This is a genomic window from Pseudoflavonifractor capillosus, from assembly GCF_016899775.1.
Classification (GTDB): domain Bacteria; phylum Bacillota; class Clostridia; order Oscillospirales; family Oscillospiraceae; genus Lawsonibacter.
In genome coordinates this window covers 107393-123120 of sequence record NZ_JACJJE010000001.1, presented here as the reverse complement: position 1 = coordinate 123120, position 15728 = coordinate 107393, and the positions used below count along the sequence as shown (strand labels likewise).

The 15728-nt window shown below is 47.6% G+C and carries 18 protein-coding genes and 1 pseudogene; 11 read left to right on the top strand and 8 right to left on the bottom strand.

Going from position 1 to position 15728, the window contains the following annotated elements; all coding sequences use genetic code 11:
- Positions 1-4: 4 nt before the first annotated feature.
- The 9 genes from H6B31_RS00585 (at position 5) to H6B31_RS00545 (ending at position 5000) form a co-directional block, all read left to right on the top strand.
- Positions 5-229 (top strand): hypothetical protein, encoded by a 225-nt coding sequence (locus tag H6B31_RS00585; RefSeq protein WP_204801800.1) that lies wholly within the window; start codon positions 5-7, stop codon positions 227-229.
- Positions 214-360, top strand: coding sequence for a hypothetical protein (locus tag H6B31_RS00580; RefSeq protein WP_204801802.1), 147 nt, complete (start codon positions 214-216; stop codon positions 358-360). The genes H6B31_RS00585 and H6B31_RS00580 overlap by 16 nt, the downstream gene beginning before the upstream one ends.
- Positions 361-375: 15 nt before the next feature.
- Complete coding sequence (locus tag H6B31_RS00575; protein ID WP_195607936.1) at positions 376-966, top strand: hypothetical protein; 591 nt, start codon at positions 376-378, stop codon at positions 964-966.
- 303 nt (positions 967-1269) lie between these two features.
- A complete protein-coding gene (locus H6B31_RS00570) occupies positions 1270-1668 on the top strand; it encodes an RNA polymerase sigma factor (protein ID WP_195607937.1) in 399 nt (132 codons plus the stop codon).
- Positions 1669-1785: 117 nt separating this feature from the next.
- Positions 1786-2715, top strand: coding sequence for a ParM/StbA family protein (locus H6B31_RS00565; RefSeq protein ID WP_204801804.1), 930 nt, complete (start codon positions 1786-1788; stop codon positions 2713-2715).
- Entirely contained in the window at positions 2702-3025 is a 324-nt protein-coding gene (locus H6B31_RS00560) for a hypothetical protein (RefSeq protein WP_204801806.1), read from the top strand. The genes H6B31_RS00565 and H6B31_RS00560 overlap by 14 nt, the downstream gene beginning before the upstream one ends.
- A 35-nt stretch (positions 3026-3060) precedes the next feature.
- On the top strand, positions 3061-3483 hold the full coding sequence (locus H6B31_RS00555) for a hypothetical protein (RefSeq protein ID WP_195607940.1): 423 nt from the start codon (positions 3061-3063) through the stop codon (positions 3481-3483).
- Positions 3476-3694 (top strand): DUF5348 domain-containing protein, encoded by a 219-nt coding sequence (locus H6B31_RS00550; protein WP_423786026.1) that lies wholly within the window; start codon positions 3476-3478, stop codon positions 3692-3694. The genes H6B31_RS00555 and H6B31_RS00550 overlap by 8 nt, the downstream gene beginning before the upstream one ends.
- Positions 3695-3953: 259 nt before the next feature.
- Positions 3954-5000 carry a Fic family protein gene (locus H6B31_RS00545; RefSeq protein ID WP_195607942.1) on the top strand — a complete coding sequence of 349 codons (1047 nt, stop codon included), beginning with the start codon at positions 3954-3956 and terminating at the stop codon, positions 4998-5000.
- Positions 5001-5119: 119 nt separating this feature from the next.
- Here the strand turns inward: H6B31_RS00545 and H6B31_RS00540 are convergent, their stop codons facing one another.
- From H6B31_RS00540 to gpr, 5 genes and pseudogenes are all read right to left on the bottom strand, one after another.
- The gene (locus H6B31_RS00540) at positions 5120-5443 is read right to left on the bottom strand and encodes an endonuclease/exonuclease/phosphatase family protein (protein ID WP_338111915.1); all 324 of its coding nucleotides are present in this window, start codon (positions 5441-5443) and stop codon (positions 5120-5122) included.
- 75 nt (positions 5444-5518) lie between these two features.
- Positions 5519-5590 (bottom strand): annotated as a pseudogene (locus H6B31_RS17785) (SEC-C metal-binding domain-containing protein); the annotation flags it as partial.
- Positions 5591-6866: 1276 nt separating this feature from the next.
- Complete coding sequence (locus H6B31_RS00530; protein WP_204896724.1) at positions 6867-8162, bottom strand: ATP-binding protein; 1296 nt, start codon at positions 8160-8162, stop codon at positions 6867-6869.
- A 167-nt stretch (positions 8163-8329) separates the two neighbouring features.
- On the bottom strand, positions 8330-9001 hold the full coding sequence (locus H6B31_RS00525; protein WP_204896723.1) for a recombinase family protein: 672 nt from the start codon (positions 8999-9001) through the stop codon (positions 8330-8332).
- 150 nt (positions 9002-9151) lie between these two features.
- On the bottom strand, positions 9152-10018 hold the full coding sequence (gene gpr / locus H6B31_RS00520) for a GPR endopeptidase (RefSeq protein WP_204896722.1): 867 nt from the start codon (positions 10016-10018) through the stop codon (positions 9152-9154).
- Positions 10019-10148: 130 nt separating this feature from the next.
- On the opposite strand from gpr, the gene H6B31_RS00515 reads away from it, so the two are divergent.
- Positions 10149-10421, top strand: coding sequence for a helix-turn-helix domain-containing protein (locus tag H6B31_RS00515; RefSeq protein ID WP_346014015.1), 273 nt, complete (start codon positions 10149-10151; stop codon positions 10419-10421).
- A gap of 129 nt (positions 10422-10550) precedes the next feature.
- Positions 10551-11678: a hypothetical protein gene (locus H6B31_RS00510; protein WP_204896720.1), complete on the top strand. Its 1128-nt coding sequence runs from the start codon at positions 10551-10553 to the stop codon at positions 11676-11678.
- Positions 11679-11734: 56 nt separating this feature from the next.
- Here the strand turns inward: H6B31_RS00510 and H6B31_RS00505 are convergent, their stop codons facing one another.
- The 3 genes from H6B31_RS00505 to H6B31_RS00495 are packed head-to-tail and all read right to left on the bottom strand — an operon-like array spanning position 11735 to position 15560.
- Positions 11735-12496, bottom strand: coding sequence for a hypothetical protein (locus H6B31_RS00505; RefSeq protein ID WP_204896719.1), 762 nt, complete (start codon positions 12494-12496; stop codon positions 11735-11737).
- Positions 12496-14535, bottom strand: coding sequence for a dynamin family protein (locus H6B31_RS00500; protein WP_204896718.1), 2040 nt, complete (start codon positions 14533-14535; stop codon positions 12496-12498). The genes H6B31_RS00505 and H6B31_RS00500 overlap by 1 nt, the downstream gene beginning before the upstream one ends.
- Positions 14535-15560 carry a patatin-like phospholipase family protein gene (locus H6B31_RS00495; RefSeq protein WP_204896717.1) on the bottom strand — a complete coding sequence of 342 codons (1026 nt, stop codon included), beginning with the start codon at positions 15558-15560 and terminating at the stop codon, positions 14535-14537. Before H6B31_RS00495 ends, H6B31_RS00500 begins: the two co-directional genes overlap by 1 nt.
- Positions 15561-15728: the final 168 nt, after the last annotated feature.

The following is a 15728-nucleotide window of genomic DNA, read 5'->3' as shown; positions in this document are numbered from 1 at the left end:
ATCAATGACAGATCATGTGAATTATGTAGGTCGGGTGGACCATCCTATTTTGATGGACGAGTCTGACCAGACAGTGATGATAAAGGGCTTCACCGGTCGGCTTGCCGGTGATGTTATGCTCTTTAACAGCTTTGGCCGGCACTATCTCGACTATGGGATCACAGACGGAAGCTTGCTGCTCTGTGCCATGGGATCGAGCCGCATGACGGCGACTTGGTCATCAAGATGAATCAGGGCAAGCCGGCTGTCTATATCTTCCGGCTCGGCTCCACCGAGACTGCCGAGGGCTCCATGCGCGTGTTGGGAAATGCGGATGAGGCTGATTACGTGATCGTCAGTGCCTTTAACTTCTACCACTGATTGGAGGGATTCGCATTGGATAAATTCGCCAGCTATCTGAGAAAGTTAGACATCACTCAGAATGTGACAGAAGAAGAGGTGGAGAAGACGGAAATGCTGCTGCATGTCTACGCACCTACACTGCGTAGCGCCGCACATCGGCTAGAGGAATTGGGCGAGGAGTGCTATGAGGGACGGCGCCAGACGATCTCCGACTTCATCAATCTGGCAATCGACTATGATCGGGATGCAGATCGGAAAAGGATCGCAGAGCGGCTCTCTGACATGGGCCATTCCATGGAACTGCTCTCCATCCTGGAGTCTGCCCTTCTCTTGATGAAGGAAGACCCCAGGCATGGAGACCTTTACTACAAGCTCCTCTCCACCCGCTACTTTGATGCCTACTGCCGCTCCAATGAGGATGCCTTCCTCGCACTCGGGATGTCCTCTTCTTCCTACTACCGGCACATCAAGCGTGCGGTTCGAATGTACGCTGCCTACCTCTGGTGCGTGGTCATTCCCGATCTGATCCTCAAGGAGGACTTGAGAAAGGAATACAACGGAGATGCCGCCGGACATGGAGGTGGGAGTCAAGTGGGAGACAAAGTGGCAGTCAACTGGTACTGAAATGAGAACTTTTCCGGCAAGATAATGGGAGCTGACTGGCATTGATAACGAAAATCTGACCTTGTATAATTGACTATGCTGGAAGGCATATAGGCTCCTCGGAGTGATCCGAGGGGCCATTTTTTATGCCCTTCCCAGCCAATACGGGGCAAAGAGCCGGACTGCTGCGATCGTGCAGCGGCCCGGCTTTTTTGCTGCCCAGAGTTGGGAGCATAGTCTATGTCCTGCAGTCCATATCGGGCGAGAGGCCCGCCTCCATGCTGTTCGAGTTGGTCAAAAATCGAACAGTTTTGGAGGAAAAACATGAAAACAGTCAAAATTAAAGACTACTTCGGTAAGATCCATTATGTTCCGGTCAATGATGAGGTGTACGAGGCGCTGCGTGATATCCGTCGTGAGGAGGATCGACTCAGGAAAAGGACTGCTTATCACCGAAGCAGATTTTCCCTTGATGAATATGAGACGGGAATGCGCACCGGAGAGAGTGATCCAATTCAGGAGGAACTGATTCGCAAGGAGGAATGCATCCGCCTTTATGAGGCAATCTCCCAGCTGACCCCGCTTCAGCGGCGCCGTATTCAAATGCTGATGGAAGATATGAACTATACCCAAATTGCTCGCGTAGAGGGAAGAAATCCCTCCGTGATTTATCGTTCGATCCAAGGCAGTTTCCTGCACCTGCGGCGCCTTCTGAAGGAATAAAGGTTATGTGAGAGGCGGCCAGCGCATTGGCTGGCCGCCTTCTCCAAGTTTTGTGTTGTCAAAGAACTACGATATACGTAAACAATAGTAGAGTAAAAAGATAGGAGGGGTCATCCCATGATTATTTCTGTGGATCACGGCAATAAATCCATCAAGACACCACGGCTGCTCTTCACGTCCGGACTGATCGAGTCGGATACCAGGCCCGGCATTAAGACGGACTGTATTTTCTGGAACGGTAAATATTACACGCTGACAGAGAAGCGAATCTCGTACCTGCGGGACAAGACGGAGGACGATCGATTCTATGTGCTCACGCTTTTTGCCATCGCCAAAGAGCTGGAGCTGGATGGGATCATGGAGCCGGATGAGGAACTTGACATCACGCTCCTGGTCGGTCTGCCGCCCGCGCACTATGGCCAGCTGTATAGCCGGTTCGAGCAGTACTTCCTCCGAAAGCGGGAAGTGGTCGATTTCGAGTACAACGGCCGCTACTACTCGATCCGGATCACCAAGGTTGTCAGCTACACCCAGGCCCTGGCCGCTGCGGTCACAAAATATGGGGAACTCAAGAAGCACGCCGCATCCTATATCATCGACATCGGTGGCTATACCGTCGATGTTCTGAAGCTCCGATATGGGAAGCCGGACTTGGCGGTGGTGGAGAGTTTTGAGCAGGGCGTAATCACCCTCTATAACAGCATTGCCAGCCAGTGCAATTCCCAATTTGCCCTCCATCTGGAGGACTGCGACATTGATGAAGTGATTCGCGGGGAGCCGACGATCCTCCCGGGTGAGGTGCAGATCCTGATTCGGAAGATGGCCAACCAATTCCTCACGGAGCTGTGTAACTTCTTGGGTGAGCGCGGCATCGACCTGAAGGTCAGCAAGTGCGTGTTTGCGGGCGGTGGGTCCATGCTGCTGCGGAGCATCATCGAGCGCAGCGACAAGGTAGGGTTCCCCATTTTTATCGATGACATCCACGCCAATGCGCAGGGGTACCTGCTCCTTTATAAGAGTGAGGAGGCGGCCCATGGCAGCAAGTAATCACAGGCCGCGTATCTCCCTGCAATTCAATGAATTCGACTTCCGACACCGCAAGGTGCTGGAGATCCTGCGGGCCAGGCCCCGGAACATGACGGACCTCGTAGTGAATGCGATCCTCCACTTTGTGAGCTGCCCTGACGCAGAGCAGGAGTATGATAAGGAGTCCATCAAGAAGCTGATCCGCGAAGTGATATTGGAGATGTCAGCGGAGGGGAGCATTTCGCTCACCTTTGCTCCTACCGCCCCCGGAGAGCCGCCGGCCAATCCGGATTTAAGCGATATGATGGCGGCTTTCCGGAGCGGGCAGTGAGTCTGGCCAGATGATGTGCCAAGGGGCAAGAAAATATGGGCGTGAAGAATTGCATAGACAATATCAGTGGTATCCCTGCGGATGTGACGTTTCGGGACCTCAGGGTCCACTACCGTACAGGCCGGGCCGTCCGTCTGTCGGGAACGGGGCGCGATAAGGAATACACCTATCGTGTGGGCGTCCAGACTGACCTCGGAGACATTGAGCTTCCTATATGGCAGGAAGCGATGCAACGGCTGATCCATGCCAGCGGTGAGGATGAATTACAACAGGCACTTCTGGCCTATGTGAAGGACCATATCTGTTGGTGGCATACGCAGGCAGAGCGCCTGCAGGAGTCGCTGGAACTGCACGCCTGCCGTACCTTTGAAGATCCAAGATGGACCGACTATGACCTGTTCTATCAGGGCTACTTCCAAAAGGTCAAATCAAATGAAGGAGGATCTGAACTTGAATAAGAAGATGGGCGCGCTGGTGTACGATGCCGCGATCGACCGCATGGACATCCGCTACGGACTGAATCGTTATCATGGCGGACTGCATTGCGGTGAGCAGTTGGAGGTGCTGATCAATGGCCGGTGGTTCCCTACCAGAATTGAGAAGGACAAGGACTGGTATCTGGTCGGGATCAAGACAGAGAGTCTGATCGGCCTGCTGGTGCGCATTTGAGTCCGAGCATACACCTCAAACGAAATTGGGAGGATGCCGCGTCATGGCGGCGTCTTCCCAATTCATTTGCGCTCTCGGACGAATTATTGAGAAAGTCGAGAAAATTCGGAGAGGCTGTATAGTGAAGCACGATCAATTTCCCTTGCCGGCGTATAGTATCCCTTTAATTTGGAATACTATTAAGGGAATATCTTCTTTAGGAGTTGTATTTTCCCTTATTATATGCTATAATTTAAGGGAACAAAGGGGGCGTAAGGTTATGCGCACATTCAATTACTCCGCGATCCGGGAGCAGAAGTGGGATTCGGATATCCTGGGGCTGGTCGCGGCAATCTATAAGGAGGCTGGGAAACAGGAGCTGTGTCTGAAACAGCGGCCGGAGGAATTAGAGAAACTGGTGGAGATCGCAAAGGTGCAGAGCACCGAGGCATCCAATGCCATTGAGGGCATCGTGACCACAAACACCCGCATCCGGCAGCTTGTGGAGGAGAAAACGATGCCGAGAAACCGGGACGAGCAGGAGATCGCCGGCTACCGGGATGTGCTGAACCTCATCCACGAGAACTTCGATGCCATCCCCATCACCCAGAATTACATCCTGCAGCTCCACAAGATCCTCTATAGTCACATGAACAATCCCATGGCGGGTAGGACGAAAAACGTTCAGAATTACATCAGTGCCACCTATCCCGACGGCCATGTGGAGACCTTGTTCACCCCCTTGGCCCCCTATGAAACACCGGAGGCTCTGGACAGGATCTGCGAGGAGTACAATCGGGTCATCGGGAACATGGAAGTAGAGCCGCTGATCGTTATTCCCGTATTCATCCACGACTTCCTCTGCATCCACCCATTCAACGATGGAAACGGAAGAATGAGCCGTCTGCTGACTACGCTGCTGCTCTATCGCAGCGGGTTCTATGTGGGCAAATATATCTCACTGGAGGCCAAGATCGCGAAAAATAAGGATCTCTATTATGAAGTCCTGGGTCAGGCGCAGATCGGATGGCATGAAGGTACTGAAGATACGGTGCCCTTCATCAAGTATCTGCTGGGGACCATCCTCTCCGCCTACAAGGACTTTGAGGACCGTTTTGCTCTGGTAGAGACAAAGCTTCCGGCCCTGGAGACCGTGCGCCGGGCTACCATGGAAAAGATCGGGCGGTTTACGAAGCAGGACATCCGGGAACTCTGCCCTTCGCTCAGCATCAGCTCTATCGAGGGGGCGCTGCGGAAATTGGTGGCTGCCGGGGAGCTGAAACGGGAAGGCGCCGGGAAGAACATTTGCTATTACAGGTTAAAATGATTCTATGACGCAAAACAGCACGGATATGGCTTCATTGCGAAGTCAAATCCGTGCTGTTTTCATACTCTTTTGCGCGTTGAGTCTCCAGTATAGGTCAAAGTAGTTTCACTTCGATTCGCTTACTCTAAAATGATGGTGCGGCCTTCTTCATCTGCATCATCATCGCCCAATCCGAAAGATACAGAAAGCGGCTCTTTCTTGTAGAGCACAGCGGTACCCGCGTAGCCATTTCGCTGTCCGTGATTCCAGCAGTGCTGGTACCCCGGCAGGATCTGCGGCTCTTGCTGGGTCCGGATCTCCTGCAGGCAGAGTATATCCGGCCCAATATCCGCGATTGGGGCAAAGGAGTTGTTCTGACTGCAAGAGCTAAGACCATTCAAGTTCCATGAGACAATCTTCAATTCAAATCCTCTCCTCATCATGGTATGGCAAAAGCCCAGCACCTCCAAGGTACTGGGCTTTTCCTCATGTCTCCAGATCCAACGTAAAACCGCTCCGGCCTTGAAAAAACCTATTATCTATCTACCGCAGCACTTCTTGTATTTTTTGCCGCTCCCGCAAGGGCACGGATCATTCCTGCCGATTTTCGGCTTCTTCTCTCCCACCGGCTTTGCAGGAGCTGCCTTGGCCAGCTCCTGCAAAAGGCTCAGACGCAGCTGTTCATTGGGTAGGTCAGCCTCCATGATCCCTCGCCGCAGCTCCTCCGCATTCATACTTCCTTCCGCAAGCGCCTTCTTGATATTCGGGCCGAAGGACAGCGTCTGGGGCATCTGTTCCTCACGCGGCAAGAGGTCGAAAAGCTCATTGGGGGTATAGCCACGGTTGCTCTGCATCCTGGTGGTGTTGTGGAAAGCCTGATATCGTTCGATGAAGGTTTGGAAGTCCTTCCGACGAGGAAAGTGGACACCCATTGCCGTGAGCCGTTCCTGGACCTGCGGGAAATCGGCATCAGCGCAGCGGATACCGAAGACGAGTTCATCGAAAACCTCAGACTTTTTCCACTCTGGCAACTGTAGCCGAGTCTCTATGAACTCCCGCATCTGATTTGTTTCCTCTGTCGGCTCACAATAGAAGGCATCATCGTAGGCCAGCAGTTCTGCCTTCGATGGAACATAGTAGGGCTTTCCCTGCTGGCTTTTCAGGAGCGCATGGTATCTGTCCAACCCATCTCCAATGAGCGAGACATCTATGATCTCTCGGTCCAGGACATCTTTGAGTTTCCCATCCACATAGAGTTGGTCAAGACCCAGGATATAGTAGTCCTCGCACTCGTGCCGGGCGATTTCCGCAAAGGCAAGGAACTCGTCCCGCGTCACCAGCTTGGGGCTTTGAGAAGATATGATCTCGTATGCTTTCCGAAGTGGAATGATCCCATATAGGTTAGCCATCGCATTGAAGTACTTCCGCAACTGCCGGGAAGTCGTATCTTTCAGTGGGATCTCCCGGTACTTGGAATTCAATTCCCGTCGTTTATAAGGCTCCGGGAAGTCGATGTAGAATTGTCCGTCTTTTATCATGGCCTTGCCTCCAGAGAACAGTAGACATTGGAGCGGATTTTGAGCAATTCTCTCACTTTGAATTATAGCGGCGATACAAACATATGGCAAGACTACTCCTACCAGAAGTCAGAGCCAAAATAGAGGAACATGAACGATTCCTATATATAGGAATTAGTCTGACAAGAAAAAGTCCAGTACTCTAAAAACTTCTTCGAGTTTCACACGAGAAAATACTCTTATTCGAGCTGCATTAGCACAATAATTTGATGGGAGGCCGCAGAATGCGGCCTCCCGGTAGTTTAATCAGCGGTATAATTAGTCTCTTCGAACTAATAAAAAGCAATACTCTGAGCGTCGATCACTGGCATTACAACTCTAAGCTATTTTCATTCAACAAAAATTCCTTGACGCCCATTGTAACGTATCCTTTGTCATCCCGGCGAGGTTTCATTGTCCTCTCAACAACAATAATTTTCTTAAATGAGTCATTTGCCCTATCAAAAGATTTTGTCTCCTGATCCCACTTTTCTTTGCTTGGGATCTCATAGGCAGACTGGATATAATAGCGTCTGCTACCCTGGTTCGCAATAAAGTCGATTTCCAGCTGCTTGCGTTGCTCTCTCCCCTCAGAGTTTTTCTCTCTAACTTCAACAACGCCCACATCCACATTGTAACCCCGATACCGAAGTTCGTTGTAGATGATATTTTCCATAATGTGCGATGGCTCGATTTGCCGGAAGTTCAATCGTGCATTTCGGAGTCCAATGTCTTCAAAGTACACTTTGAAAGGCGTGTCAATATAGTGCTTACCTTTCACATCATAGCGTTTCGCCTTGCTGATCAGGAAGGATTCCGCCATATGGCCAATGTATTTGGCGACCGTCACTTCGCTTATTGTAGAACCCTTTACACTTTTGAAGGTGCCCGCCAATTTCCTCGGGTTCACAAGTGTTGAGATACCAGAAGCGAGGATATCCAGCAATTCCCCGATGTCTTCATCCGATTGCAAGTTATACCGTTTCACGATATCCCTGAGGTAGACATTCGTGATCTGGGTGGTCAAATAAGCAACTTTCTGTTCCTCGGTCTGCATAAGAGCGACAGAGGGGAGTCCTCCATATACCATGTAGTCATCAAATGCCTCTTCTTTGGAGCCATCGTATACGCTGAAGAATTCGGAGAAGGACAGTGGCAAAACATGGACTTCGTCGCCGCGACCAGCAAATTCCGTGATGATATCGCTGGAGAGGAATTTGGAATTACTCCCCGTCACATAGACATCCACATTGTCCTTACGAAGGTACCCGTTCAAAACGGCTTCAAAATATCCCAGATTTTGTACCTCATCTAAAAGGAGATAGTACATACCATCATCAACAATTTTATCGTTAATGTAGGTCATGAATTTTTCCGGGTCAACTTTCCGTTTTCCCTCTTCTATCTCCATTAGATCCTCACCGATCAGCATGAGGTTTTGTGCTGAGTCAAATGCGAAGCGGATGATATGACTGTCCTCTATACCGCTTTCAAGTAAATGCTGATAAAACAGTGTATTCAAAAGATAGGATTTACCACAGCGGCGAATACCAGTGATGACCTTCACAAATCCGTTGTGCTTGCGAGCAATCAATTTATTCAGATATACATTTCGTTCGATTTGCATAGCGCACCCCTCTTTATATCTTTACCGAAATCGGCAAAAATATTCAGTCCGCTGTTATTGTAGCAAATGAAGAAGCTTATTTCAAGAGAACAATGTCGATTGCGATGTAGATTTTCGGAAACATCGTCAAAAAAATTCAGAGTTTTGGGTGAGGTATATTGATACCTCTATGCTTTCAATTCTCGCTTATATTTATAATAGGTGTTTCTTGATAGCCCAGCCAGCTGCATGACATCCACGTCTTTGAGAGTTCCATTAAAATCCTTGGAGTGCTTCATGATGATTTCTTTGGCTGCGAGGCTCTTCTTCGTGGTGATCTTGGTGTCTTTTTTCCGTCCAATCTGCTTCCCGTTCAGTCTGGCCGTCTCGATTCCCTCTCTGGTACGTTGATGAAGATCTTCGACTTCTTTTTCAGACTGCTCGAATGCAAGACGGATCTGCTCCTTGGCCAGTTCCATGAGATAGCGGTTGACCCCTTCGAGGATGTAATCCACATTGCTGCCAGTGAGCTGCACATTATTCTCCAAAGCCTTCTTATAGGTGTCCGTATTGATGTGCGGCTCCTTCAGAAAGACCAGATTGACGCCTCTGTTAAAGAGATCCTCATAGGCTGCGAAGCCATCATCTGCGTTTCCACTCATTCTGGAGACGCTGTCAAAGATGATCGTGTCGCCGGCCTTCACACGCTTCATTAACTTCTGCCATTCTCTCCGATCCATCCTCGTCCTAGTGAAGACCTCTTGGACGATGACAGCATCCGGGTACTGGGCCTTGATGTTTCGGATTTGTCTCTCAATACTCTGCTTAGGCCGGGAGATCCGGCAATACCCATATCTCATACAACCTCTCCTCGGTATTAGAATAAACCTTCGTTTTCTTTGGTATTCAGGAATACGTTCGGAGGTGAGGATTTACAACAGAGATTGATACACTTTTAGGAAACGTTTATTTTGCTACTCCGAAATCGTGAAGCCGCATCGAAACTTGAGTCAGGTTGTCTCATCGGGCACAGCATTGTCTCCGGTATCATCTTCATCAAAATTCCTGTCCGGATAGGGGATCACATCTCGGTTAAACCGTATGAAATCGATGCAATTTTGCGTAGTGAGGTCAGGCCAGCATGTACGAAGGATCGCATAAGAGATGATGAAGCTCGACGCAGCTACTGCATGATGAGCGTTGAGCGTTGTGAAGGTTTCTCCCGTGAGAACTCCACTTTGAATAAAGGTACCCGCCGTGATTGCAAGAGGAACTCCTATCGAGATAACAGGCACGCCCAGTGAGGACCAATCGATCGACCTTCCTGCAAAAAAGGGATTCATTCCACCTGCGGTTGAAACCTGGATAGATTGACACAGTCGCTCAGGATTCCGGGTTACGAGAGAGTCGATCAGGAGCAAGCAGTTCGCATTTGCCTCTTTTAATATCCCTTTCACCATGAGCTCAGTATCCAAATTATTCGTCCAAGCTGTGCCTGGCACAAATGAGCAGACGGACTTAAAGAGGCCATTCAGGGAAGCCACCCCTGAAAAGACCTTCAGCGAGAGATTCCTGATCACATCAGGGCCAAGTGAATCGGCCACCAACTCCCTATTCCCTAAACCGCAAATACAAAGCGTGTTGCCTTTATATCTTGATAGTACTTCCGCCAAAACCTCAGATACACATTCACCGAGAGCCTTCAAATCTAATGTTTCTGAGCTAAGCAAACCAGTCTGAATTGTTATGTACTTTCCAACAGCCCTGTCTAAGCTCTCGGCGCCATCCTCTGTCTTTATTTCGACCGCTGTTACAGGAATACCATGTATTGTCCGCTCCTCCACTTTGACTCCATCGTCTCCAGGTTGCTGAAACATCCTGCATCCTCCTTCCGCTCGCAATAAGGCAGTTTATATGCGCAGAGCTCAAACTTGACCAATATCGCGGACAATATTTTTCGTCAGCATATCATAAACTTATCTCGATTGCAACCAATGCTGGTCAAGTATGATATGGGGCGGGAAGATGGAGCAGAAAATTAGGCGCGACAGGAACATGGGCGACAATCTCAAACGGCTACGTCTCGATCACAATATCTCCCAGGAGAAATTGTGTGCAGAGCTACAACGACGAGGGTGTGACATCGGTCGGACCACGTATGCGAAATACGAAGCTGGGCAGTTGAATATTCGTGCCAGTGTCTTGATTGAACTCAGGCAAATTTACGGATGCGAATACGATGACTTTTTCAGCGGTTTAGAGAGAAGTAGTGACGGTTAATCAAGACGAGTGCCTGCGCCGCTGCATTGGCGGTGCAGGCACTTTTCGTCTTTAAGTTCGATCCCCCCTTTTCAAGAAGCGCAATTCATTCTATAATAGCCTTACCTTTTACTGAATGGTGGAGATGTGATGAATGCTTCTCGCTTACAGCAGCTGTTTGCTCATTACATAGATAAATTCGAGTACATCAACAATCCTGAGCTCAATGAAAACTATAAATGGGAGATCGTGAAGCAGTATCAGGATATCTTTAACCTGGATGCGCCTGACCTGGCTGGAATGCTTACAGAAGCATGGCGCATAACTTCCAATCTGATCGACAGCCAATTTCAGCAGCCCTTCTATGCTCTTATCGCCTATGCCCGCGAGGAACCGGAGACCGTCCGCACAATGTTCCGTGATCTTTTCGCTGACGACGATGGCGACTTGACGATTCGGCAGCAGAAGGTATCTGCCTTCATCGCAAAGAGCGAGGAGCTGAAGGAGAAATATGCTCCAGGAAGCTGGCGCTACACCAATGATCAGCGGTCTGTGATGTCGTATCTGTTCTTCCATGATCCAGAGTCCAACTACCTATTCAAGTCCACCGAGGCCCACGAGTTCGCCGACTGTGTGGAGTTCCTTGAAGACTGGGGTGCCGGCGCGAATTTCAAACTGGACATCTATTACCGGATGTGCGATGAGCTTGTTGAGGCAATGCGTCAGAGCCCTGCGCTCATGGCCACAAATGCAAGCCGCTATGAAAACGAGGAGAAGGATCTGTATGATGATCCCAATCTTCACCTGCTGGCTTTTGACATGATTTACTCATCACAGGTCTACCATCTCTATGACGGTATTTCCTATTCGCATCCCAACTCTGCGGAAAAGAAACTATACCGTGAACGCATTGAGAAAGCTGAACAGTTGAAGGGTGCCTATGACCAGGCCCGGGACGATTATGAAAAGGTTGAAAAAATCCGGCAGCTGGTTCTGGATCATCTTCATATTGGGGATACAGTTTCTCACAAAAGCTTCGGCCAGGGTGAAGTAACTGAAATTGATGGTCAGAACATGGCCGTCCAATTCCCGGGCCAATCGGCTCCGAAGAAATTCATGCTTTTGCCTTCTCTCGGAGGTGGCTTTATCAGCCTTGGCACCCCGGATGATCAAATCATCAAAGAAAATGCGAAGCTGCTACAGATGGATACTTCGCTGAGCCGGCGCCTAAAGAGCGCAGAAGAGGCTCTACTGCCGTATTGGCAGTACCTACAATGAATATGATTGCCCCCAAAGTATCGCCAATTGTCTGGCAATACTTTGGGGGCAGTACGTTAAGAGTCAAAAGCAATCGTGTTTAATATAGAAAGTTTTTCTGAAATGATCAGGGCATTCTCACGTTCAAGATCAATAGCTTTTTCATCAGTCACCTCTAATGTTAGCTGCTGAAGAAGTTCTTTTTGCTTTTTGATCTCATTTTTGACGTTTGCTAGGACTCCATCAGCGATACTCAATGCTTTTTCACAGTATTCTCTCTTGATCTGGGAGCAAAGTGATTTGAATTTGCTTTCAGCTTCAGAGAGGACTTTCGCTTTGAAATCTTCGGCTTTTTGTTTCCTCTCGGTATCATCGTAAATCTCTAAAACTTTTAAGCATTCTTTATCGTCCAAAGAAAGTCTCGGTTGGATCAGCTTCATAACTTGACCAGACAGTCGATTCTGAATATCAGAAAGATAGCTTTCTTTTAACCTGCTTAATTCTGGGCAAGGTGTAAGCTCCATGAAGTTGTCTAGTATTTCTCCCGTTTCCGTAGTGAGTATTTTGATCAGCTCTGCTTCGCTGGTTGCAGCGCTGGGCTGGATGCTCTGGATAACAGCGTTAAGTTCCTTATGAACATCAACAGTTCGTGAAACAGAGGAACTGTTATTATATGATGTATATCCAAAGTTGCAGGCACTTTGTAGGTTAAATCCTGCGTTTTCAATTGTTCTTGAATGGACAACTTGTCCTATCTTCTCTACTCCGCGTCCTAAAGCATTACCAATCTTCTTAGCTCCATTCGAGAGCGCTCTGCCCAGGCTCTTGAAAATGCCCATTACTTGACACCCCCAACTTCGCCCCGAACCTTATCCATATATTCTTGGATCTTCATAGTTAGTTCCTCAACATCGGCCAGTGCCTGCCGCCGTTCATTTAATTCGGATTCCTTAGTTGCAAGCAACTTAAGCCTTTCATTGTATACTTCTGTTCTATCTTCAACGATATCGTGGATTTGCTTCAGAAAATCCTGAAAAGATTCGCTCATCCTTGCATAAAGGATGCGTCGCGTGCTCTTGAAAAGACGCTTTTCCAAGCAATCTTTTAGGCGAGGGATACCGCTATACTCTTTGATTTCATCAAGCTGCTCAACGATACTGGACAAATTAAAATTAAAAATATCGACAAAACCAGCGTCAGAAAGCATAGTAATGTATTTTCGGAGATCCTCCCCCTGCAATTCACCTTGTTCATAGGCAAGAGAGTGAGAATAAAGTTGAGAGGAAATTCCAAAGAATTGTTGTTCTGGCCGGTATCTTCGTTTTGCAAAAATAGATTCCCCGCTATTTGGATTAAATAGTGGATCGAGAACTTTATCTACAAAATAATCCCGATTTTTCTTGTAGTCAGATGGCTTATCCAAGTCTTTCTGTGTTGCGATTACGAACAGAGATTCCCATTCACTCCGATTTGCCATTACACGACTCACAAACTTGGTTTCTGATGCTTCATGAATATCTTTTTCCTTGATACAAGCAAGGACAGCATCGGCTTTGTCAAGATACTCCTTTGTGACTTTGGAACGGGTTTCAACCACATCATCGAGGCCGGGGGTGTCAACAAGATACACATCATTGGGGAAAAGATCGCTGTGAATTCCGACCTCAACCTCACGAACGAAAAAGTGAGCGGGTGACTTTGAGGAAGTAAACTTGCTCAGTTCTTCCTGCAATTCAGGAATTTCTATCCCGAATTTGCAGTACTCGGTTTGCCCTACCCACTTGAAACGCTCACTGTCAGCACTTAGTGCTTGGTACTCTTCGATATAAATGGACGACCGCTGAGCCTCCCTCCACACCTTTTGCCACATTTTTTCTGAATAAAAACGCACCTTCAAATAGTTTTCATCACTGGTAGTACGGTATTTAGCGAGGACCGAAGTCTCTGGAGTCGCGTCCACGGTAGCAAACTCCATATCTAAAAGAGCGTTGATGAGTGAAGATTTACCTGCTTTTACAGTACCGGCAATTGCTACTTCAATATGTTGCTTTTCGAGATTGTGTTCGAATCTCGTGCATTTGCTGAGAATGCTTCTCCGTATTTCTTCAGGAAAATCTACTTTGTCAACGTAACAGCGAATTTGCCGGATTTTTCTTTGATACCAGTCTAATTTGCTGGGAGAAACAACATTTTTCATAGACTGTGTCTCCTTAACGGAATTGGATAACTCAGTTAAGTCTGCCAAAAAGCAAGCTCTACCTTCTGCGGTCGATAGAGAATGCTCATCACCTTTGAGGATATGGCCGCATTGGTGACAGATTCGTGCAGTTCGGGTAACGTACGCTTTGCAGTTGGGACAGACAAATAGTACATGGTCGAGTTCACTTGATAGGCGCTCACTCTGTTCATTGAGATGCACAATTGCGTCGCGGTGCTCAATAAGATGAAGACACATCTGTCGCAAACGATTATTTGTATCCAACTGCCCCTGCTTGATTTCCAGCGTGATGGTATGATTTTCTTTATGTATGGCCGTAAGAAAATCCATAACTGTGGCGTTTTGCTCAATCAGCTTCACCAAAATCTGTTGCTGAGCATATTGTGTATTGGCAGTACTACGGTAAAGTGCCTCACGAAGTTTACGATTTTTTCCAGTGATATTACCAAAGAAACGCTTCACCGAACCTTGCTCCGATAACTCTGATGAGATCGAAGAACTATTAGATATATTAGAGACACATTCAAGTGTCAGTTCTTCTAATTCTTTCTTTTGACCTCTAAATTGCGCCAAACTGGCAACAACAAGTTCTTCAATCGCGTCCTTATCACTTTTTGAAACCTTGAGATCGTAGTCATAATATGGCACTTGTAGAATCATCAGAGTTTTCCCCCATTGTTAAGATTTCCAAGTAGTGAGTCTATATCTTTGCCGGTGTTCGCAATTTTTGCTTCCAGAAGTTGGTTTTGTTCCGCAAATGTTATCTGTTCTTGGTTTATTCTTTCGAAAGCAGATTGGATTCGGTTCAAAGCCTGCCCCGTTTTGAAGAGAGGTTCAAGTACTCTTATAGCATCATTATATCCTCTATTGATATTCTCCAATGCGCTTTCGCATCGAAAGTTCATAGTGCCTGAAATTAAACCGCCAAGATCTTGTTGTGGCATAATTTCAATAATACTGCAATTGGGAAATACCTTGCGGTCTACGGGCATTTCGCGAGTTAGATGAATAACAATGAGGTTCCGATACCCGATATCATACAGAGGCCTTACCGGCGTATTATCCCCAATTCCAGGAATTCCGCCATCCCAGTATAGTTCTCCATCAATATAGGTTTTTCCAAAAATGACAGGGATGCTTGCACTAGCCAAAAGTCGTTCTTTTATTCCTTCGAGAGTTCCATTTTCTTTTAAGTCGAAGTATCTTACAGACTGGGATGAAATCTTAAATGCTGCTACAAAGATTGGCCCAGGAAACTTGCAAAGACGATTAGGGTCAATTGATTCGTCAATAAGTGACGACAACCCTTTTTTGCTCAACACTCCTTGATCTGCAAACCGCTTGGTAATCCACTGATAAAGCGATTGTGCTAAGCCATAAAACCGCGTTCCGGTTAAGAGGTCTGATATAGCCGATGACAGTTTTTGAGTTGCTTGCAAGTTATTTAGAGTCATGACAGCTTCGGGGGAAATCGTACTCCACACATTAAGGGCGAGTTCTAAATCTCGTTGAGCAAAAAGAGCAGAATTTAATGCGCCAACAGATGTCCCAGAAATAGCGCCAATATTAGGAGTTACACCATACTCATCTAGGGCTTTCCAGACACCTATTTCATAGGCACCTTTGCCACCGCCACCTGATAAGACCAGGCCAACATCTTGTTTTCTATTTTCAAACGAAGGCATATTGACTCTCCTCAGTTCTTAATCTGTTCGAAGTGAAGGATAGTAAAAAATCCGGGAAGTATCGACACTCCACTGTTCATATATTCTGGGTTATTTGCTCTGGGAAGCGCAAATTTGGATCGCCTTGTAATAGCTTCCCTTGAACGAAAATATCCTATTTGAATTTAT